This is a genomic window from Sphingobacterium nematocida (assembly GCF_900168125.1).
In the GTDB taxonomy this organism is placed as follows: Bacteria; Bacteroidota; Bacteroidia; order Sphingobacteriales; family Sphingobacteriaceae; genus Sphingobacterium; species Sphingobacterium nematocida.
The window spans coordinates 218,203-237,973 of sequence record NZ_FUZF01000002.1 but is presented as its reverse complement, the minus strand read 5'-3'; the positions used below and the strand labels follow the sequence as shown (position 1 = coordinate 237,973).

Annotated in this window: 23 protein-coding genes; 18 read left to right on the top strand and 5 right to left on the bottom strand. The window is 38.8% G+C overall.

Going from position 1 to position 19,771, the window contains the following annotated elements:
* The first annotated feature begins 144 nt into the window (after positions 1-144).
* The 14 genes from B5X76_RS03300 (at position 145) to B5X76_RS03230 (ending at position 11,990) form a co-directional block, all read left to right on the top strand.
* Positions 145-807 carry an epoxyqueuosine reductase QueH gene (locus B5X76_RS03300; protein ID WP_079641211.1) on the top strand — a complete coding sequence of 221 codons (663 nt, stop codon included), beginning with the start codon at positions 145-147 and terminating at the stop codon, positions 805-807.
* A 231-nt stretch (positions 808-1,038) separates the two neighbouring features.
* Entirely contained in the window at positions 1,039-1,419 is a 381-nt protein-coding gene (locus tag B5X76_RS03295; RefSeq protein WP_245800928.1) for a YceD family protein, read from the top strand.
* Positions 1,420-1,435: 16 nt separating this feature from the next.
* Positions 1,436-1,627: a 50S ribosomal protein L32 gene (gene rpmF, locus B5X76_RS03290; protein ID WP_079641208.1), complete on the top strand. Its 192-nt coding sequence runs from the start codon at positions 1,436-1,438 to the stop codon at positions 1,625-1,627.
* Positions 1,628-1,730: 103 nt separating this feature from the next.
* Positions 1,731-2,669, top strand: coding sequence for a phosphate acyltransferase PlsX (gene plsX, locus B5X76_RS03285; protein WP_079641206.1), 939 nt, complete (start codon positions 1,731-1,733; stop codon positions 2,667-2,669).
* Positions 2,670-2,675: 6 nt separating this feature from the next.
* A complete protein-coding gene (locus B5X76_RS03280; protein WP_079641204.1) occupies positions 2,676-3,665 on the top strand; it encodes a beta-ketoacyl-ACP synthase III in 990 nt (329 codons plus the stop codon).
* A 146-nt stretch (positions 3,666-3,811) separates the two neighbouring features.
* Positions 3,812-4,300, top strand: a complete 489-nt coding sequence (gene accB, locus B5X76_RS03275; RefSeq protein WP_079641202.1) for an acetyl-CoA carboxylase biotin carboxyl carrier protein — start codon at positions 3,812-3,814, stop codon at positions 4,298-4,300.
* A gap of 150 nt (positions 4,301-4,450) precedes the next feature.
* Positions 4,451-5,806 (top strand): acetyl-CoA carboxylase biotin carboxylase subunit, encoded by a 1,356-nt coding sequence (gene accC, locus B5X76_RS03270; protein WP_079641200.1) that lies wholly within the window; start codon positions 4,451-4,453, stop codon positions 5,804-5,806.
* Positions 5,807-5,886: 80 nt separating this feature from the next.
* On the top strand, positions 5,887-6,753 hold the full coding sequence (gene tatC, locus B5X76_RS03265) for a twin-arginine translocase subunit TatC (protein WP_079641198.1): 867 nt from the start codon (positions 5,887-5,889) through the stop codon (positions 6,751-6,753).
* Between the two features lie 247 nt (positions 6,754-7,000).
* Complete coding sequence (rpiB, locus tag B5X76_RS03255; protein WP_079641194.1) at positions 7,001-7,432, top strand: ribose 5-phosphate isomerase B; 432 nt, start codon at positions 7,001-7,003, stop codon at positions 7,430-7,432.
* Between the two features lie 40 nt (positions 7,433-7,472).
* Positions 7,473-9,044, top strand: a complete 1,572-nt coding sequence (locus tag B5X76_RS03250) for a M28 family peptidase (protein ID WP_079641192.1) — start codon at positions 7,473-7,475, stop codon at positions 9,042-9,044.
* 162 nt (positions 9,045-9,206) lie between these two features.
* Positions 9,207-10,118 carry a DnaJ C-terminal domain-containing protein gene (locus B5X76_RS03245; RefSeq protein ID WP_079641190.1) on the top strand — a complete coding sequence of 304 codons (912 nt, stop codon included), beginning with the start codon at positions 9,207-9,209 and terminating at the stop codon, positions 10,116-10,118.
* Position 10,119: 1 nt separating this feature from the next.
* A complete protein-coding gene (locus tag B5X76_RS03240; RefSeq protein ID WP_079641188.1) occupies positions 10,120-10,395 on the top strand; it encodes a chaperone modulator CbpM in 276 nt (91 codons plus the stop codon).
* A gap of 135 nt (positions 10,396-10,530) precedes the next feature.
* The gene (locus B5X76_RS03235) at positions 10,531-11,274 is read left to right on the top strand and encodes an SDR family NAD(P)-dependent oxidoreductase (RefSeq protein WP_079641186.1); all 744 of its coding nucleotides are present in this window, start codon (positions 10,531-10,533) and stop codon (positions 11,272-11,274) included.
* Positions 11,275-11,306: 32 nt separating this feature from the next.
* Entirely contained in the window at positions 11,307-11,990 is a 684-nt protein-coding gene (locus B5X76_RS03230; protein ID WP_079641184.1) for a phosphoribosylaminoimidazolesuccinocarboxamide synthase, read from the top strand.
* Between the two features lie 41 nt (positions 11,991-12,031).
* On the opposite strand, the gene B5X76_RS03225 is transcribed toward B5X76_RS03230, so the two are convergent.
* The 4 genes from B5X76_RS03225 to arfB form a co-directional block, all read right to left on the bottom strand.
* Positions 12,032-12,874, bottom strand: a complete 843-nt coding sequence (locus B5X76_RS03225; protein WP_139375189.1) for a hypothetical protein — start codon at positions 12,872-12,874, stop codon at positions 12,032-12,034.
* A gap of 9 nt (positions 12,875-12,883) precedes the next feature.
* The gene (locus tag B5X76_RS03220) at positions 12,884-14,545 is read right to left on the bottom strand and encodes a M56 family metallopeptidase (RefSeq protein WP_079641180.1); all 1,662 of its coding nucleotides are present in this window, start codon (positions 14,543-14,545) and stop codon (positions 12,884-12,886) included.
* A gap of 37 nt (positions 14,546-14,582) precedes the next feature.
* Positions 14,583-14,951 (bottom strand): BlaI/MecI/CopY family transcriptional regulator, encoded by a 369-nt coding sequence (locus tag B5X76_RS03215; RefSeq protein ID WP_079641178.1) that lies wholly within the window; start codon positions 14,949-14,951, stop codon positions 14,583-14,585.
* A 127-nt stretch (positions 14,952-15,078) separates the two neighbouring features.
* Positions 15,079-15,486: an alternative ribosome rescue aminoacyl-tRNA hydrolase ArfB gene (arfB, locus tag B5X76_RS03210; protein WP_079641176.1), complete on the bottom strand. Its 408-nt coding sequence runs from the start codon at positions 15,484-15,486 to the stop codon at positions 15,079-15,081.
* A gap of 83 nt (positions 15,487-15,569) precedes the next feature.
* Between arfB and bshA the strand changes: the two genes are divergently transcribed.
* The 4 genes from bshA to B5X76_RS03190 all read left to right on the top strand — a co-directional run bounded on the left by bshA (position 15,570) and on the right by B5X76_RS03190 (position 19,157).
* On the top strand, positions 15,570-16,703 hold the full coding sequence (gene bshA, locus B5X76_RS03205) for an N-acetyl-alpha-D-glucosaminyl L-malate synthase BshA (protein WP_079641174.1): 1,134 nt from the start codon (positions 15,570-15,572) through the stop codon (positions 16,701-16,703).
* Between the two features lie 79 nt (positions 16,704-16,782).
* A complete protein-coding gene (gene pyrH, locus B5X76_RS03200) occupies positions 16,783-17,487 on the top strand; it encodes a UMP kinase (RefSeq protein WP_079641172.1) in 705 nt (234 codons plus the stop codon).
* A gap of 20 nt (positions 17,488-17,507) precedes the next feature.
* Positions 17,508-18,071 carry a ribosome recycling factor gene (frr, locus tag B5X76_RS03195; protein ID WP_079641170.1) on the top strand — a complete coding sequence of 188 codons (564 nt, stop codon included), beginning with the start codon at positions 17,508-17,510 and terminating at the stop codon, positions 18,069-18,071.
* A gap of 108 nt (positions 18,072-18,179) precedes the next feature.
* Positions 18,180-19,157, top strand: coding sequence for a sugar phosphate isomerase/epimerase family protein (locus tag B5X76_RS03190; RefSeq protein ID WP_079641167.1), 978 nt, complete (start codon positions 18,180-18,182; stop codon positions 19,155-19,157).
* Between the two features lie 104 nt (positions 19,158-19,261).
* Here the strand turns inward: B5X76_RS03190 and purE are convergent, their stop codons facing one another.
* Entirely contained in the window at positions 19,262-19,768 is a 507-nt protein-coding gene (purE, locus tag B5X76_RS03185) for a 5-(carboxyamino)imidazole ribonucleotide mutase (RefSeq protein WP_079641165.1), read from the bottom strand.
* Between the last annotated feature and the right edge of the window lie 3 nt (positions 19,769-19,771).

The following is a 19,771-nucleotide window of genomic DNA, read 5'->3' as shown; positions in this document are numbered from 1 at the left end:
ATATTCACGAACTCCTATTCGAAAATTTGGCGGAGAATACTCCACATAAATGGTAACGAAAAAGAGAGAGTAATCGCCACAACCACAATAAACTTTATAATGTAGAGAGTTTTCCGTAAAATTGCAGTCGGGAAGAAAATAATCATGGAGATTACGAAAGAATTCAACAGGGAAAAATTAACATTACCCAAAGATGGCAAGAAGCTCTTATTGCACTCTTGCTGTGCGCCTTGTGCCGGTGAAGTTATGGAGGCATTAATTTCCTCAGATATTGATTTCACTATTTATTTCTATAACCCCAATATTCATCCGAGAAAGGAATACGACATCCGTAAAGATGAAAATATTCGGTTTGCAGAGAAACACAATATCCCTTTCATAGACGCCGACTACGACGTGGATCATTGGTTTGAATTAGCCAAAGGCATGGAACATGAACCTGAAAAAGGCATCCGATGTACCATGTGCTTTGACATGCGCTTTGAAAAAACCGCGGAGTATGCTGCCGCCAATGGATTTGATGTCATATCAAGCTCTTTGGGTATATCTCGCTGGAAAAATATGGAACAGATCAATGACTGCGGTCTACGAGCTGCTTCGCGCCACCCAAACATGGAATATTGGACATTCAATTGGCGTAAAAAGGGTGGTTCGGCCCGTATGTTAGAAATCAGTAAACGAGAGAAATTCTACATGCAGGAATACTGCGGTTGCGCATATTCGCTTCGTGACACCAATAAATGGCGCATGGCCAACAACCGTGAAAAGGTAGAACTAGGCACAAAATACTACGGAGACGAGGAATAAAATTTATTTTACAAAATAATTGCATCCTTGGTTTTAAAACATTAATTTTGCAGGCTCAAATACAAGATTTTGAAGTATCTAAAACAATATAGAATCCCCTTTTCAGGACTTGCTGCAGGGAAACATGATTTTGACTTTGAGATTGACAACAAGTTCTTTGACTGCTTTGAGCATTCATTAGTTAAAAAAGGAAGTCTTCTTGCGAAAGTTTCACTACAGAAGCAAGAATCCATGCTAATCGTCAATTTTGACATTAGCGGAAAGATTTCACTAACATGCGATGTTTGTTTAGCGGAGATTCAATCTCCAGTTCATTTTTCTGAACGAGTGATCGTGAAGTTCATCAATGAAGAATGGGCTGATGACACCGAAGAGGTCATTGTCTTGAACAAGACAGACCATGAACTAGACATTGCTACACTACTTTACGAATACATCAACGTTCAAGTTCCTTATTACGCTAAATGCAGCGAACAAGGTGAAGACACAACATGTGATCCCGAAATGTTAGCAAAGATCAGTGGAACAGTAGATGCAGAAGAAGAGTCGGTAACAGAAAACGAAAGTATTGACCCTCGTTGGGCCGCATTAAAGAATATTAAAAACAATTAAAAAAACATAATACGAGATGGCACATCCAAAACGTAAGACTTCGAAATCGAGAAGAGACAAAAGAAGAACACATTATAAGGCTGAAAAACCTACATTGACAGTATGTAAAGAAACAGGTGCAGTACACGTACCACACAAAGCATATGAAGTAGATGGCAATTTATACTACAACGGTAAATTGATTATCGAGAACACTGCTGCTGTCTAAAAAATATCTTTTAAAAAACATCCCAAAAAAGCTTAATTATTTAACATTTTGCTTTAATTTGGGATGTTTTTTGCGTATTATTGATTTAGAAAAATAATAACGGATGAAGATTGGATTAGACGTCTTAGGTGGAGATTATGCTCCAAATTCCACAATTCTTGGTGCTATAGAAGCACAAAAAGTTCTTAAAAACGATCAACGTATTGTGTTGTTCGGAGACGAAGAAGATAGCAGAAATCGGATAATAGAAGCTGGAGTAGACCCACTGCTATTTGATTACGTCCATGCCCCGGAAAACATTTCGATGCATGAACATCCTACCAAAGCTATCACCCAAAAGCCTAACTCAAGCGTAGCTAAAGGCTTTGAGTTATTAAAAAACGGTGAGATTGACTCTTTCTCTTCTGCAGGAAACACTGGTGCTATGCTTGTAGGAGCTATGTTCAGTGTAAAAACTATCCCCGGAGTATTAAGACCAGCGATAGCAACAAATGTTCCTAAACTCAAAAATGGTTACGGAATTCTCCTTGACGTTGGAGCCAACGCAGATTGTAAACCCGAAATGTTAAATCAGTTTGCCTTACTAGGCAGCTTGTATTCTGAACATGTATACGGCGTACAAAATCCAAAAGTTGGCCTTTTGAACATTGGAGAAGAAGAAGAAAAAGGAAACATTCTAACAATATCGACCTATCCCCTACTAAAATCAAACCCCAAAATCAATTTCATAGGTAATGCTGAAGGACGTGATTTGTTTACAGATCAGGCTGATGTATATGTATGTGATGGGTATACGGGCAATGTTGTTCTAAAATTAGCGGAATCTTTCTATGTGGTCACATTGAAAAAGGGCTTTAAGGACGACTTTTTTGACAGGTTCAATTATGAACGGTACGGTGGAAGTCCAATATTAGGTGTCAATGCTCCCGTCATTATTGGTCATGGTATCTCTACACCTGAAGCAATAAAAAACATGGTATTACTATCCAAAGATATGATCGAGTCAAAATTTATTGACAAGATTAAATCAGCTTTTAACTAAGATAATATGTCTAAAATTCATGCAGCTATTACGGCGGTAAATGGGTATGTTCCGGAATATGTATTAACAAACAAGGAACTAGAAACAATGGTTGATACCAATGACGAGTGGATTGTATCACGCACAGGTATCAAAGAACGTCGTATTCTAAAGGGTGAAGGACTTGCAACATCTGATTTAGCAGTCCCTGCTGTCAAAGGATTACTTGAAAAAAGAGGAATCACAGCAGAGGATATCGACTTAATTATTTTTTGTACAAGTACCCCTGACATGTTGTTTCCAGCTACGGCTAATATTCTAGCTGATAAAATTGGAGCTAAAAATGCTTGGGGCTACGATTTGCAGGCTGCTTGTTCAGGTTTTTTATTTGGATTAACAACAGGCTCGCAGTTCATTGAATCAGGCAAACATAAAAAAGTATTAGTCGTTGGCGCAGACAAAATGTCGTCTGTGGTAAACTATACTGATCGCAACACCTGTATCTTGTTTGGAGATGGCTGCGGCGCCGTATTATTAGAACCGAATACAGAAGGTAATGGCATACAAGACACGATCTTAAAAACAGATGGTTCGGGAGGCCAATACTTAAATATCAAAGGTGGTGGATCGCTAAATCCAGCATCGCATGAGACTGTTGAAGCGGGTTTACACTATGCTTATCAAGAAGGGAAAACAGTATTTAAATTCGCTGTAACTAATATGGCTGATGTGGCTCACGAAATCATGGTACGCAATCAGCTTACAGCAGATGATATCGCTTGGCTAGTACCGCATCAAGCAAATAAACGCATTATCGATGCTACAGCTGAACGGGCTGGTCTTCCAGAGGAAAAAGTAATGGTGAACATCCATAAATATGGAAATACAACGAGTGGCACCATTCCACTTTGTTTATGGGAATGGGAAAGTCAGTTAAAAAAAGGAGACAACTTAATTCTTGCTGCATTTGGCGGAGGATTCACTTGGGGCTCTGTATATTTAAAATGGGCCTATTAAGTTTATCCATTTTGCTAAAAATATAACTATTACAAAAGCCGTAACAACTTTCACGACTGTTGGCAATTCAATAGAATCGTAAAAGTTTTTATGTATCTTTATACGCTATTTTAAAAATTATTTAAAAAAATAAAACCTACTGAAGTATGAGTATGGATATCAAACAAATTCAAGACCTGATCAAATTTGTTTCTAAATCAGGAGTGAATGAAGTATCGATTGAAGAAAAAGATTTCAAGATCACAATAAAAACAAATCAGGAACCAACTTATGTTACTGCATCTTTACCTGCTGCCGTTGCTCCAGTCGCTGTTCAAGGCGCCCCTGCTCCAGCAGCTCCAGTAACAGCACCGGTAGCTGTAGTTGCGACACCTGCTGCAGACGATGAGTCTCATTTCATCACTGTAAAATCACCTATGATAGGTACTTTTTATCGTTCCTCAGGCCCAGATAAAGCTCCATTTGTAAATGTAGGCGATGATATCACACCGGGAAAAGTAACTTGTATTGTTGAAGCAATGAAGCTGTTCAATGAAATCGAGTCAGAAGTATCTGGTAAAATAGTAAAAATATTAGTGAACGACGCTCAACCCGTCGAGTATGATCAACCTCTTTTCTTAGTTGATCCAAGATAATCTCTAGCTGCTTAATTAAGCAGCTTTTTAAATTTAAAAACAACCGGAATATCTACCCTTACATTAGGGGTTTATTCCGTTTTTTCTAAATAAAAACTTCTACAGAACTGCGCAAAAATGCACAGTTAATTGTTCATCAAGTTATTCACTATGTTCAAAAAGATATTAATAGCAAATAGAGGCGAAATCGCATTACGTATCATCCGCACTTGTCGCGAGATGGGAATAAAGAGTGTCGCAGTATATTCAACCGCAGACAGGGACAGTCTTCACGTAAGATTTGCTGATGAGGCAGTTTGTATTGGACCTCCAGCGAGTAAAGACTCTTATTTAAATATTCCAAATATTATTGCAGCAGCCGAATTAACCAATGCGGATGCAATACACCCGGGTTACGGATTTTTATCTGAAAACGCAAAATTCTCAGCTATCTGCGCTGAATATGGCATTAAATTTATAGGTGCTACGGCAGATCAGATTGAAAAGATGGGCGACAAAGCCTCCGCAAAAGATACGATGAAAAAAGCTGGTGTACCTACGGTACCTGGTTCGGACGGGCTTATCCCCGATGTAAAAACGGGTATTGCTATAGCCAAAGAAATCGGTTATCCGGTCATTATCAAAGCAACTGCTGGAGGTGGTGGCCGTGGTATGCGTATTATTTGGAAAGATGAGGAGTTTGAACCTAACTGGGATTCAGCACGTCAAGAATCTGCCGCAGCTTTTGGCAACGATGGTATCTATTTAGAGAAATTTGTTGAAGAACCGCGTCACATTGAAATACAGGTGATTGGGGATCAATACGGCACAGTTTGTCACCTTTCTGAAAGAGATTGTTCGATCCAGCGCCGTCATCAAAAATTAGTAGAGGAAGCACCTTCCCCTTTCATCACACCAGAGTTACGTGCTCAAATGGGTGAAGCGGCAATCAAAGGAGCACAAGCTGTTAACTATGAAGGAGCGGGTACTATAGAGTTCTTGGTAGACAAGCACCGTAACTTCTATTTTATGGAAATGAATACACGTATTCAAGTAGAGCACCCCGTAACAGAAGAAGTCATAAACTTTGATTTAATCAAAGAACAAATAAAAGTGGCGGCAGGTATTCCTATTTCAGGGAAAAGCTATGAGCCTACCATGCATGCAATAGAATGTCGTATAAACGCAGAAGACCCATTCAATAACTTCCGTCCATCACCAGGTAAGATTACAAACTTTCATTCCCCGGGAGGTCATGGTGTACGTGTAGACACACACGTTTATGCAGGATATACTATTCCTTCTAACTATGACTCTATGATTGCTAAGCTAATCTGTGTAGCTCAAACAAGAGAAGAGGCCATAAGTACGATGGAACGCGCGCTTAGTGAATTTGTCATCGAAGGAGTTAAGACCACGATCCCACTACACCTGCGGTTAATGCGCGATCCTAATTTCAGAGCTGGTAATTTTACCACCAAATTCATGGAAACTTTTGACTTAACAGAATATCCAGACGAAGATTAAACGTAAAATTTTTGTTTTATATTAAAAGATACCATTCTTCTCCCAAAGAATGGTATTTTTGTTTTCATATAAGTATACATATGTCCAGTAAAAAACTAATCGACGCTATTAAAGAGAAAGGAAAGAATATAGAAGCCGAAATGTCATTCTTTGAACATTTGGAAGTTTTACGATGGCATATCATCCGTTCTGTTATTGCTATCGCCCTGTTTGCCATCCTATCATTTACATTCTATGATTTTGTATTCAACCAAATCATTATGGGGCCAAAAAATCTCGATTTCTGGACCTATCGCATGATGTGTAAAGTTGGAGATTTGATGAATCTCGATGGCTTCTGCGTAGAACGCATACCTTTTAATATTATCAATACGGAGCTCGCCGGACAATTTATGCTACAAATAAACTCTTGCTTATTGATGGCTTTAGCATTAGGTTTTCCTTATTTGCTATTTGAGGTGTGGCTATTTGTAAAACCAGCTCTTACAGATGTTGAACAACAATCTGCTCGTGGTTTTGTATTTTATGCGACAGTACTCTTCATAATAGGTGCTTTATTTGGTTATTATATTGTCGTTCCTTTATCGGTCAACTTTCTTGCAAACGTATCATTAAGCCAGGAAATCACCAATCAAATCACGATAGATTCCTATCTATCGACAATAGCTACTTTAACGCTAGGCTGTGGTATCGTATTCTTACTACCTATCCTGATTTTTATTTTATCTAAACTGGGATTAATGACGCCACAATTTATGCGAGCAAGTCGTCGTTACGCGGCAGTCATCATCTTGATTATTGGTGCTATCATTACACCTACTGCAGATATTATTACATTGCTTACAGTCAGTGCTCCAATGTTTATCCTTTATGAGTTAAGCATTATGGTATCGGCAAATGTTAAAAAACAAAAAGACTTAAAGGAAAAAGAATTTTACAACAGCTAATATTAAGTATTTAGGAAATACTCATGAGTCCATCAGCTGGCGGATCATGTAATAAATGTGAAGCATTCATGAGTTCCATCAAGAAAACAATTAAACGAACGAATAATTATTTACATATGAAATATCCATGTAGTAGAACTGCACAAATACGAATGACCGAGAAGCAGCATGCACACCAATTACAACAATTCGTGCATAATATACTTTGGGTATTCCATAATACAACTGAAAATCAAATTATACACATATGAAAATTGCAATAGGAAGCGATCACGCTGGATTTGATTATAAAACGGAGATTATCCCCTACTTAACCGCCCTAGGTTACGAAGTACAAGATTTTGGTCCTACGACTGCTGATTCTGTAGACTACCCTGACTTTGCTCACCCTGTCTCAACGTCTGTAGAAACTCAGGAAAATGAGTTAGGCATCTTGATCTGTGGCAGTGCCAATGGTGTAGCTATAACAGCTAATAAACACCAAGGAATCCGCGCGGCTATAGCTTGGCAAAATGAAATTGCAGCACTAGCCCGTCAACACAACAATGCTAATATCATATGTATTCCTGCACGATTTATAGACCTTGATCTGGCAAAAAAAATAGCACATACCTTCTTAACGACACCGTTTGAAGGTGGTCGTCACGCTAATCGCGTAGATAAGATTGCTTGTTGCTAAACCAGTTTTAATAACAGTCATCAAAGATAGTTATATACATATGAAAAGATTATTCTCAATTTTATTCATTTTACCTGCTTTGTACAGCTGTAGCTTGGCGCAAGTACAGAAAAAATACGCAGAACTAATAACGGAGGAAAGTTCTAGAAAACACCTTACCATATTAGCGAGCAAAGAATTCGAAGGAAGAGGAACAGGTCAAGAAGGAGGCAGAAAGGCGGCTAATTATATCGCCGACCACTTCAAGTCATATGGATTGACTCCTATCGTAAATGGCAGTTCGTACTTTCAACCCGTCTCCTTATTACGAATCGGCTATACGGTAAACAGTTTTGTATTGGATCAAACTCCTCTGGAAAACGGGAAAGACTTTTTTGTACAGGGAGACAACGATCTTTCTAGCTTCGCTTCTCAAGAGATTGTATTTGTAGGCTATGGTTTACAACACGAAAATTATAATGAACTCAAAGGCACAGATATCAAAGACAAAGTGATATTAGTGCTTAATGAAGGAGAGCCATATGATAAAGCTGGAAACTCACTCCTAACGGGCACAAAGTCGAAGTCAGACTGGTCTAGCAGCCGATTCAAAAGAATACAGGAACTTGTCAAATTACAACCTAAGCTTATATTGGCTACGAACTCTCAGGTTGTAGATATGATAGGTAGAATGAAAGGTCGATTAACATCGGGACGTATCGCGTTGGACAATGGGGATAATAACCGGATGCTTACTCAACCCGTACCTGTTGTTAATATTAGCGAAAAGATTGCAGAACAGATTTTAAGTAAAGCAAACAGCTCCGTTACTAAATTTAAAGAGGAGGCAACAGTACAAGTCCAAAAACCTTTAGTCATCACCAGCAAACTAGATGCTGAGATGGGGGTAACTAAAGAAAAACTGAATGATCCCAATGTACTGGGACTTCTTGAAGGATCAGACTTAAAAGATGAGGTTATCGTCCTCTGCGGGCACTATGACCATGATGGCATTTTACCTGACGGCACATTCTTTCCTGGTGCTGATGATAACGGTAGCGGGACTGTGGCCGTTTTGGAGCTAGCACGGGCATTTGCGGCTGCTAAAAAAGAGGGTAAGGGGCCTCGTAGAAGTATCCTTTTCATCGGATTAGCAGCCGAAGAGAAAGGTCTTTTAGGATCTAAATTCTATGTAGAAAACCCCATATTACCACTGCAAAATACTGTAGCATGTATCAATATTGACATGATTGGACGGATAGATGACAAACACCTAAATGGCAACCACAACTATCTACATGCTATAGGTCTAGATAAATTAAGTTCAGAACTCCAAAGTGTAACCGAGAAAGCGAACAAAGATTTTGTGGGAATCGAATTGGATTATTCCTATAATGACCCCAATGAACCAATGCGTCTTTATTATCGATCAGACCATTACAATTTTGCTGAAAAAGGAATACCTTCAGCCTTCTTCTTTTCAGGTCTTCACCCACATTACCATACACCAGAGGACACCGTAGACAAAATCGATTTCCCGATGATGGTAAAGCGTGAAAAGTTAATTTTCCATACCGCTTGGGAAATAGCAAACAGAGACAAAAGACTTGTTGTAGATAGTAATAAAAAATAAGTTACCTACAGAGACAATAAATATGAAAGCAGTGCCCTAAGAAAGCACTGCTTTCATATTTACGACATGTCGTCTTCCTTCAAAATCTACGATAGTAATAGAATACTTATAAAAGTAAACAAAATAGGTATATTTCTGTTTATAGGATATTAACACGATCAAATGGCATTTGTAGACTATTATAGCACCTTAGGTCTTGACAAAACAGCAAGTCAAGACGACATTAAAAAAACCTATCGAAAACTCGCGCGAAAATATCATCCCGACTTGAATCCCGACGATGAGGCTGCAAAAAAGAAGTTTCAAGAGATTAACGAAGCCAATGAAGTTCTGACAGATCCGGAAAAAAGAAAAAAGTATGATCAATACGGCGAAAATTGGAAGCATGGAGATGAATATGAGCGCGCACAGCAACAACGAGGATATTCATCAAGAGGATCTGGACAACAAAATCCATTCGAAGGCTTTGACTATAACGGAAATTATGATACCGGTGAATACTCCGACTTCTTCGAGCAACTATTTGGGTCTAGGTTTGGAGGAGGACGCAAAAGTTCTTATAAAGGAGAAGACTACAATGCCGAGGTCGAGTTAACACTTCAACAGGCGGGTACTACACACCAGCAAACATTCACCGTTAATGGAAAGAATATCCGCTTCACTATTCCTGCTGGAGTTCAAGATGGTCAAAAAATTCGTCTGAAAGGACAAGGTGCTGCTGGTTTAAATGGGGGACCGAAAGGAGATCTTTACATCACGTTCCACGTTGCTCAAGATCCGCAACTTACCCGCAAAGGCAATGATCTATATAGCAAATTAGAAATCGATCTCTTTACCGCTTTACTTGGAGGAGATGCGATTATAAATACTTGGAATGGAAAAGCTAAAGTTAAAATAAAGGCCGGCACACAAAATGGAACAAAAATAAGACTAAAGGACAAGGGGTTCCCTGTTTATAAGGAGGAGGGCAGATTTGGCGACTTCTACGCCGAAATACAAGTAAAAATACCAACTGATTTAAATGATGAACAGCGGAAACTATTTGAACAAGCAGCCGCTTTAAACAAAGAATAATATGGAAGCTACCTTATTTAAGATTGTTGATATATGTCGATCTAATAATATCGAGATCACCTTTATCAAAGAATTGCAGCAAAGCGGCTTGATAGACATTACCGTAATTGAGAGTCAGGAGTTTGTACCAGAAGAGCAGATTGCTCAGATAGAGAGATACCATAATTGGTATTACAATTTAGAACTCAACGTTCAAGGAATAGAAGTCGTACAACATCTCTTGCAGAAGATCGAATTTCTACAGCACGAAATAAAACTTCTAAAACGATCACACTAAAATATCTTCACAGTACTGTAATTCAATACTGGCTTTTTCCTATTAATGTCATAATCAGACATTGTCCCGCTCGCCTGTTAGCTTGTTAAATACATATTTCTTAAATTGTTATATAGACATAAACAAAGAAGAACTATGAAACAATTAGAAAACAAGGTAGCCATCGTCACCGGTGGTGCGTCAGGAATAGGTAAAGCTATTGTCGAGATCTTCATCAGAGAGGGTGCTAAAGTTGTAGTCTCTGATTTAAATGAAAAGGCAGGTAATGAATTTATAAATAGCTGTGGCGGTAACCATGCTATTTTTGTCAAAGCTGATTCTTCTTCACCAAAAGATAATGAGAAAATTGTGGAAGCAGCTATCGCTAATTTTGGGGCCTTACATATCGCCGTTAACAACGCCGGTATTGGCGGTGAATCCAATCCCGTAGGTGACCTTTCTATTGATGGCTGGGACAAGGTTATCAATATCAACTTAAATGGTGTATTCTATGGTATGCATTATCAATTGCCGGAGATTGCTAAGGTGGGCGGCAGTATCATTAACGTTGCTTCGATTCTGGGTTCTGTTGGATTCATGAACTCAGCTGCTTATGTTGCAGCAAAACATGGCGTGGTTGGTTTGACAAAAACAGCGGGTTGGGAATACGCTACTAAAGGTGTACGCGTCAATGCGATAGGCCCTGGGTTTATTGAAACACCATTAATCGAAAATGCGCTAGACGATGCCACAAAAACATACTTGGCTAGCCAACATGCTTTTCAACGCTTAGGGAAACCAGAAGAAGTCGCTGAACTTGCACTATGGCTTGCAACAGATAAATCATCTTTCGTAACGGCTTCCTATTATCCGGTTGATGGCGGATATTTGGCAAAATAGTATTAAATTGCGCGCTTAAAACTTAACCTGTCATGCAATTAATTTATAAAGGTAAGACGAAAGACGTCTACGATTTAGGTAATAGCCAATATCTATTGAAATTCAAAGATGATGTCACCGGTGAAAACGGTGTCTTCGATCCAGGAGCTAACACGGTAGGATTAACTATTGATGGTGCTGGAAAATCAGGTCTAAAAATGACCAAGTACTTTTATGAATTATTAAATGCTCTTCAGATTCCGACTCATTTAATATCTGTTGATCTGAATGAGGTAAGCATGATCGTTAAAGAAGCTGAAGTCCTAGGCAAAGGATTAGAAGTGATTTGTCGCTATAGAGCAGTAGGCAGCTTCTACAGACGCTATGCAGCTTATTGTAACGAAGGTCAGGACCTAAATGGATTTGTAGAGGTTACGATTAAAGATGATGAGCGCGGAGATCCGGTAATCTCGGAAGATGCTTTAGAAAACCTTGGAATCTTAACTAAAGAACTTTACCAAGAGTTGAAAGCATTGACGGTCAAAATCTGTGCTATCGTAAAAGCAGAACTTTCAAAAAAAGGTTTGGACTTATACGACATTAAGTTAGAATTTGGGTATGATAAGACAAGCAAGCAAATAATCCTAATCGATGAAATATCTGGAGGCAACATGCGCGTTTATAAAAACGGCACTTATATCGCCCCCTTAGATTTAGAAAAAGAGTTTTTATCATAAATAATAAGAGCTGGTTTTAATAAAACCAGCTCTTATTATTTTCAATCATCAAGATTCAGTGTATCTCGATGCAATACATTAAATTTCGCATCATAATATTCCACATAATACTTAGCAGGACATAATTCTAGTTGCAGTTTCTTATCCTCACCTGGTTTAAAGATTTGGAAATACTGAATCCCAGTATTTCCGTTTAAGAAATCGATATACACTTTAGCATATTTAATCTGATTGACCCTTCTTAAATCAGTTTGCGGCTCTACACGTACATTTTTCCTTTTCACTTCGCTCTCACAGTTAGATATCTGCCACTTCAAGCTATCGGCATTCCCTTCCTGTAGCCGTTGTGCATTAATACGGGCCAGATAGTCTATTTTACAAAAGCGGCAACTCAGATGTTCCTCGGTGCTAATGTAATAGATCAAACTCAGGCCAGCTTGGTCTTTATAAGGGATATAAACATGACGGATATCCAATCGTCCACTTTCCAAATCTTTCTGATAGTAATATGAATTTTGATAATTCTTTCTTTCATAACCATCGAGCTTTTCCACAGCATTCTTGTGGTACAAGGCAATAAGATGGTATCTCGGACTAGACTCGGGTACTGCAGAAAATAACAGCTTCGCTCCCTTCATTTGTACACCGACAGATTTCAAAATCCTCTTGTCTTCTTCGTAGGTTCCAACTGTTTTCAATCCAGATTTACCGCCATTAAATGGTTTCAAATCCATGTACAACCAGACATTCGAATTCTGCAAATGAGTATTAAAGTATCGGTCTACATCTTCAACAAACACTCCGCCTTTCGCAAAATGAGGGGATCTGCAACCCGATAAAATGACCATTACTAAAAACAACAACCCTGAATTTCTTAACATCATCAAAATCGACTACATATTCGTCAAATCCAAGCGTATCGGCAATTCATACTCCACCCGAACAGTCCGCCCGTTTTGTACACCAGGAATCCATTTGGGCGCATTGCTCAATAAGTGTACGGCAGCCTCGCCGGTCCCGTAACCTAAGTCTTCTGTACTCTTAACATTAGAAAGTGAACCATCTTTTTCTACGATAAACTGTACGCGAATTGTTCCCTTGACTCCAGCATCAATAGCTCCTGACGGATATTGGTAATTGTCTCCAATCCATTTACGGAAAACAGCCATCCCCTCGGGTGGTTTCGGTGCATTCTCAACTTCGGTAAACACTTCATTTTTTCCTTCCTTCTCTGAAATAGAAGTTAAATCCAATCGAATAGGTAGGGCATATGCTACCCTCACGGCTCTCCCATTCTGCACGCCGGGAGACCATTTGGTAGAATTACTTAATAAATTAACAGCAGCCTCACCTGTACCATGACCGATATCCTTTGTTATTTTAAGATTACTTAGCGTTCCGTCCTTCTCGACAATAAAAGAAACCACAACGGTCCCTTTTACTGCAGCATCTAAGGCTGATTTTGGGTATTGATAATTCTCACCGATCCATCGACGAAAAGCCACCATCCCTCCTGAAGGTTCAGGTTGAATCTCAACAGATTCGAAGAGCTCAGTTCCATCACCTGTGGTAACGACTTTACCTTCATCATTTTTTTGCTTTCGGATTTCACCGCCTTTCTTTGAGGTATCCTGTGCAATAAATATTTCTTCTTTTCCATCGGAAACCGATCCTGAGTTGTGTTCAACTTTCAGAAAATCAACATCAACAATTTTGGATTCCACATCCGACACTACTGCACGAGCTCTACTGGTATTGAATATCAGGGTCGAACAAACTACAATCAGCAAAATAGGTAGACCTGCTAAATAAAACAGTTTATTTCTATTCGATGATTTATTCTTAAACAACATCATAATTCTCTTTTTTAAAAATGACTGGTTCGAAAAATAATGAACCAGATGACTTGGATTAGTACGCATTGCATGCGCAACCAACAATTCTGCATAAGCGACTTTGTCTTGCGAACAAAGTTCATCAGCGATGCACTCGTGCTGAAACTTTAACTCTTTACGAATTAGATAAACTATTGGATTGAACCAATTTAAAACACCCACAATTTCTAGTAAAACAATATCGTATGAATGTCCTTGATCTACGTGAACCTGTTCATGATCGCCTATCATCCTTTCATCCTGCACCTTACTTCCTAGAAACACCTTCCTAAAGAAAGAAAAGCTTGCGTACTCGTGTCGAAAAGTAAAAGCCTTACTGACTTTTCGCAATCGCCAAATTAAGAGTAATACGCAAACAAGAACACCTCCCCAATACAACTTCGATAAGATATCCACCAAGCGATACGACTGTTCATCAGAAGTATCAGGGATATAGACAACATCCATAACCTCCGCTAGATTCACGACCGGGAGCATTTGTTCCTTTACGAAGACGTCAGAAAGATCAACAAAGAGTCCTACCGGAATCAATAAGGAGACCATTACAATTCCCAATAGATAAACTCGATTCCATTGAAAAAATGTCAATTTACGAAAGCAAAGATGGTATAATCCAAATCCGATACCCATCGCGATGTTCACTAAGAGTAAGTAAATCATAAGTTTTTAAGTTTATGGTCAAGTAGTAGTAGGATTACTACTTGTTTTTATTGATCAATGTCAATATTTCATCTAATTCTTTTACATCCAACTTGTTCTCTTCCAAAAAATAAGAAAGCATGCGCTTCGGAGAGTTCTCAAAATATCCATTCAACAACTTACCAGCTACAATTTTCTTATAGTCTTCTTTCTGAACAACTGGAATATAGCGATGGCTTTTACCAAACGCTTGATGATCCACAAAACCCTTGGTCTCTAAGATCCTGATAATAGTAGAAACTGTATTGTACGCAGGTTTAGGTTCAGGCAATCGATCAATAATTTCCTTTACAAATCCTCCGCCCATATCCCAAAGCTCCTGCATGATTTGTTCCTCTGCTTTTGTTAATTCTTTAATCTCGTCCATAATACTATTTTATAAAAAATGGCACGTCTGCCTATAACCGATTATGAATCTAAGTTAAAACTAAAAACTTAGTTTCACAACTATTTTTTTAGTTTTAATACAAAAAGCTGATTCGCTCTCCTGATAATCAGTCGATACGCCATCTCCGATTGGATTTTTTCTCCGATTGCTTCGTCTTTCGATCCAGACGAGCTAGCACTTTAGCCCGTGGTATCTTCGTAGGTATACGTTTTTTTGTGGGGGTCAGCGCCTTTACCAGCAAATCAAATAATCTTTCAACTGCTATTTCTTTATTTGCGAGTTGACTCCTACTCTCAGACGCCTCCAACTGTAACCATCCTTCTGCATATATACGGTGTGCTAACTTGGATTGAATCAAATCTTTTTGTAAGGAGGAGAATATTTTAGAGTTTATTACATCCCACAATAATGTCACTTTAGTTTCTACTTTATTTACATTTTGTCCACCGGATCCACCCGAACGAGAGGTCTTAAATGCGACTTCTTTTTTTAATTCTTCTAAATTAATCTCCATCCGATAAACTTTACGATTTTATTGCAAAATGATTGTAAAACGTTATTTAAATTTGAATGTTATAAATATATAAACAAAACTTCATGAAAATAGGAATAGTTTGTTACCCCACATTTGGTGGTTCAGGAGTAGTAGCGACGGAACTAGGTAAAGGATTGGCTTCAGAAGGACATCAAGTACATTTCATAACCTATAGTCAACCTGCACGATTGGACTTTTTCTCTGAAAACTTATTCTATCATGAGGTAGCTGTATCACAGTACCCGCTGTTCGATTTCCCTCCGTATGAATCCGCTTTAGCCAGTAAACTAGTTGATGTTGTACGCTTTGAAAAACTCGACGTACTACACGTACACTATGCCATTCCTCACGCGTCTGCGGCCTACCTCGCCAAGCAAATACTACGGACCTACGGCATTGACATCCCGGTAGTAACCACATTGCACGGTACAGATATCACGCTGGTAGGAAAGGACAAAAGTTTTAAACCGGTAGTTACGTTTTCGATCAACGAATCGGATGGCGTTACCACCGTATCTGAAAGCTTAAAAAAGCAGACCTTAGAATTTTTTGATATTACCCGAGATATTGAAGTCATCCCAAATTTTATCGATCTCAACCGATTTGTAAATAAAAAGAGAGAACATTTCAAAAGAGCGATAGCACCGGACAACGAGCGCATCATGGTACATACTTCCAACTTCAGAAAGGTAAAAAACACAAGTGATGTCGTACGCATATTTCACCAGGTAAACCAAAAGATCCCGAGTAAATTGCTGATGGTTGGAGATGGCCCGGAACGAACAAATGCAGAAGAATTATCCAGACAATTAGGCATATCTAATTGCGTACGTTTTCTCGGAAAACAAGATGCCATAGAGGAAATATTATCCGTTTCGGATCTTTTTCTTATGCCCTCTTCCTCCGAAAGTTTTGGACTGGCGGCATTAGAGGCTATGGCCTGTAGTGTACCTGTTGTGTCGTCCAATGCTGGGGGATTGCCTGAGCTAAACGTAAACGGGGTTACCGGCTTTTTGAGCAACATAGGCGATGTAGACGACATGGCTAAAAATGCCGTTTATATTTTGGAAGACTGTGAGCGGCTAGAGAACTTTAAAAAAGCAGCTTATGCTAGGGCCAAGGACTTTGATATCAAACAAATTCTTCCCTTATATGAAGGGTATTATAACAAAGCCATTGAAAGCGTAAAAAAGTAAAACAAATCACATTCAGCACACTTTAGGCGAAAAAAAAATTATATCTTTGACTTTTGGAAATATTCCAAAAAAATCAAGCATGAAATATAAACGTATCCTACTAAAACTCAGCGGTGAAGCTCTAATGGGAGAGCAGAATTATGGCATTGATATCAACAGAGTTGCTCAATATGCCAGAGACATTAAAGAAATTCACGAACAAGGCTTAGAAATTGCAATCGTCATCGGAGGAGGAAATATCTACAGAGGTCTGAGCGCTGAAAAAGCAGGGATGGACAGAGTACAGGCAGATTACATGGGAATGTTGGCAACAGTAATCAACAGTATGGCCTTACAAGATGCCTTGGAAAAAGTAGGTTTAAAAACAAGATTACTTACAGCAATCAAAATGGAACAAATCTGTGAACCATTTATCCGTAGAAGAGCTGTAAGACACTTAGAAAAAGGCAGAATCGTAATTTTTGGAGCAGGCACTGGAAATCCCTACTTCACTACAGATACAGCTGCATCATTGAGAGCGATTGAAATCAATGCAGATGCTGTATTAAAAGGTACACGTGTGGATGGAATCTACTCTGCAGATCCAGAGAAAGATCCTACCGCGACCCGTTTTGACAACATTTCCTTTACCGAGGTATACCAAAAAGGGTTAAATGTTATGGATATGACTGCTTTTACACTGTGTCAGGAAAATAACCTGCCAATTATAGTTTTTGATATGAACAAGCCGGGCAACTTAAGGAAGCTAGCTGACGGAGAACATATCGGGACTATTGTTAGCTAAAAAAATAAAACTACAAACATATGAACGAACTGATATCAATAGAATTGGATGACTGCAAAGAGAAAATGACAAAAGCAGTGCAGCATACCGAATCAGAACTTACTAAAATTCGGGCAGGAAAGGCTACCCCATCTATGTTAGACGGTATACATGTAGATTATTATGGATCTGCTACTGCACTATCTCAAGTAAGTAACGTCAATACTACTGATGCACGTACTATCGTCATCCAACCTTGGGAAAAAAATCTTCTTGGTGCCATTGAAAAAGCAATTATGGACTCCAACATTGGATTAAATCCACAAAATGATGGTTCTGTAATACGTTTGGTTGTTCCTCCTTTGACAGAAGAAAGAAGACGCGATTTAGTAAAAAAAGCGAAAGAAGAAGCTGAAAAAGGACGTGTCGGTGTTCGTAATATCCGCAAGGATACTAACGAATCCATCAAGAAACTAAAAAATGACGGTGCTTCTGAGGACGAAATAAAACTTGGTGAAGCTGAAGTTCAAAAACTAACAGACAGTTATATCGCAAAAGTAGACCAACTGGCTGAGTTGAAAGAAAAAGATATCATGACTGTATAAATTCATTATACCAGCAATAAAAAAAGCTATCTCTAGGGATAGCTTTTTTTATTGCTGGGAATTGTGATTATCATTTATTAATTTTAGTATTCCTTCAAACGACAAATAATGACCACAAGACGTAATTTTATCAAAAAGACTGGCCTAGGATTAATGGGGACTTACTTTGGTTCTTCTATGCTAACCGCATGTACTCAAAATTCGCTAAAAAAGGAAGGCCCTTTTGCAAATATAGGTTTACAGATCTATTCCCTCCGAGATCTGTTAGTCCAAGACCCTAAACTTACCTTAGAAACTGTCGCACGTATCGGTTATAGCCATATTGAAACTTTCGGCCTCCAAACCAGCGAAAACTCGTTCTGGGGATTGAAAGTACCTGAATTAAAAAAGATAATGGCCGACATTAATTTAAACACCCATAGTGGCCATTATGATCTTAGTAAATATCTAAGTCGACACCACACAGACAAGGAAAATATCGAAAAGTACATCGAGACTGCTGTCGAATTGGGGCAAAAATATGTGGTAGCTCCTGTAACACCAATGGATGATCTCAATAATTTAAAACCTGAAGACTATCAATATGCAGCAGAACAGCTCAATAAGGCAGGTGAAGTAGCAAAAAAAGCTGGTGTAAAGATGGCTTATCACAATCATTTCTGGGAATTTCGGGATTTTGCCAACGGAACCAAGGGATTAGATATATTAGTCGCTTTCACAGAGCCCGACCTTGTAAGCTTCGAATTAGACATTTATTGGATTGAAAAAGCTGGATTAAGTGCCCAATCATACTTTCAAAAATATCCTGGTCGTTTTACGATGTGGCATGTAAAAGATATGGATAAGAACTATGCAGAACCTATTGTTGGCGAAAAGTTTGATAAACTACCGTTCGACTCTATCCAAAAACAGGTACGATTTACGGAGGTAGGAACAGGACAGATTGATTATGTTAACATCGCTCAAAACGCAAAACAATCCGGCTTAGAATATGCTTTTGTAGAACAAGATGATATTTATCTTCCGAACAAATTTGAAAGCATTAAAAGTAGCTATGACTATGTTCAACGTTTCTTAAGCAAATAAAAAGGGGGGGTATCAAAAGTCAACTATCACGTCATTTCGACTGCGCTGCACTACAGTCGAAATGACGTGATAGTTTTAAATACGAAACAGCCTCTTTTTAACTTTTAAAACTTCATATTTTCAACTTCCGTAGCCGTCTCTTCGACTTTTTCTTTCAACCCTTTTTTGAAGGTCAATAGATTATCCGCCACTTCAGTATTATTTGTTCCGATTATCTGTGCAGCCAAAATACCCGCATTCTTAGCGGCATTCAAAGCGACAGTTGCTACAGGAATGCCATTAGGCATCTGTAAAATCGAAAGCACCGAATCCCATCCATCAATTGAATTAGATGATTTTACAGGCACTCCAATTACAGGAAGATGCGTTATAGAGGCCACCATACCGGGTAAATGCGCCGCTCCTCCTGCCCCTGCAATAATCACTTTAATACCTCTCGAGGCAGCTTCTTCTGCATATGTAAACATACGGTGTGGTGTACGGTGTGCGGATACGATAGTGACTTCAAACCCTACACCTAATTCCTTTAAAACTTCCACCGCGTCTTGCATGACAGGGAGATCCGATTTACTCCCCATAATAATTCCTACTTGAACTGATTGTGCACTCATTCT

What these genes read in the sequence shown, in the direction of transcription:
- B5X76_RS03300 (WP_079641211.1), top strand. Translation starts at nt 145, where the DNA reads ATGGAGATTACGAAAGAATTCAACAGGGAAAAATTAACATTACCCAAA.
- B5X76_RS03295 (WP_245800928.1), top strand. Translation starts at nt 1,039, where the DNA reads ATGCTAATCGTCAATTTTGACATTAGCGGAAAGATTTCACTAACATGC.
- rpmF (WP_079641208.1), top strand. Translation starts at nt 1,436, where the DNA reads ATGGCACATCCAAAACGTAAGACTTCGAAATCGAGAAGAGACAAAAGA.
- plsX (WP_079641206.1), top strand. Translation starts at nt 1,731, where the DNA reads ATGAAGATTGGATTAGACGTCTTAGGTGGAGATTATGCTCCAAATTCC.
- B5X76_RS03280 (WP_079641204.1), top strand. Translation starts at nt 2,676, where the DNA reads ATGTCTAAAATTCATGCAGCTATTACGGCGGTAAATGGGTATGTTCCG.
- accB (WP_079641202.1), top strand. Translation starts at nt 3,812, where the DNA reads ATGAGTATGGATATCAAACAAATTCAAGACCTGATCAAATTTGTTTCT.
- accC (WP_079641200.1), top strand. Translation starts at nt 4,451, where the DNA reads ATGTTCAAAAAGATATTAATAGCAAATAGAGGCGAAATCGCATTACGT.
- tatC (WP_079641198.1), top strand. Translation starts at nt 5,887, where the DNA reads ATGTCCAGTAAAAAACTAATCGACGCTATTAAAGAGAAAGGAAAGAAT.
- rpiB (WP_079641194.1), top strand. Translation starts at nt 7,001, where the DNA reads ATGAAAATTGCAATAGGAAGCGATCACGCTGGATTTGATTATAAAACG.
- B5X76_RS03250 (WP_079641192.1), top strand. Translation starts at nt 7,473, where the DNA reads ATGAAAAGATTATTCTCAATTTTATTCATTTTACCTGCTTTGTACAGC.
- B5X76_RS03245 (WP_079641190.1), top strand. Translation starts at nt 9,207, where the DNA reads ATGGCATTTGTAGACTATTATAGCACCTTAGGTCTTGACAAAACAGCA.
- B5X76_RS03240 (WP_079641188.1), top strand. Translation starts at nt 10,120, where the DNA reads ATGGAAGCTACCTTATTTAAGATTGTTGATATATGTCGATCTAATAAT.
- B5X76_RS03235 (WP_079641186.1), top strand. Translation starts at nt 10,531, where the DNA reads ATGAAACAATTAGAAAACAAGGTAGCCATCGTCACCGGTGGTGCGTCA.
- B5X76_RS03230 (WP_079641184.1), top strand. Translation starts at nt 11,307, where the DNA reads ATGCAATTAATTTATAAAGGTAAGACGAAAGACGTCTACGATTTAGGT.
- B5X76_RS03225 (WP_139375189.1), bottom strand. Translation starts at nt 12,874, where the DNA reads ATGATGTTAAGAAATTCAGGGTTGTTGTTTTTAGTAATGGTCATTTTA.
- B5X76_RS03220 (WP_079641180.1), bottom strand. Translation starts at nt 14,545, where the DNA reads ATGATTTACTTACTCTTAGTGAACATCGCGATGGGTATCGGATTTGGA.
- B5X76_RS03215 (WP_079641178.1), bottom strand. Translation starts at nt 14,951, where the DNA reads ATGGACGAGATTAAAGAATTAACAAAAGCAGAGGAACAAATCATGCAG.
- arfB (WP_079641176.1), bottom strand. Translation starts at nt 15,486, where the DNA reads ATGGAGATTAATTTAGAAGAATTAAAAAAAGAAGTCGCATTTAAGACC.
- bshA (WP_079641174.1), top strand. Translation starts at nt 15,570, where the DNA reads ATGAAAATAGGAATAGTTTGTTACCCCACATTTGGTGGTTCAGGAGTA.
- pyrH (WP_079641172.1), top strand. Translation starts at nt 16,783, where the DNA reads ATGAAATATAAACGTATCCTACTAAAACTCAGCGGTGAAGCTCTAATG.
- frr (WP_079641170.1), top strand. Translation starts at nt 17,508, where the DNA reads ATGAACGAACTGATATCAATAGAATTGGATGACTGCAAAGAGAAAATG.
- B5X76_RS03190 (WP_079641167.1), top strand. Translation starts at nt 18,180, where the DNA reads ATGACCACAAGACGTAATTTTATCAAAAAGACTGGCCTAGGATTAATG.
- purE (WP_079641165.1), bottom strand. Translation starts at nt 19,768, where the DNA reads ATGAGTGCACAATCAGTTCAAGTAGGAATTATTATGGGGAGTAAATCG.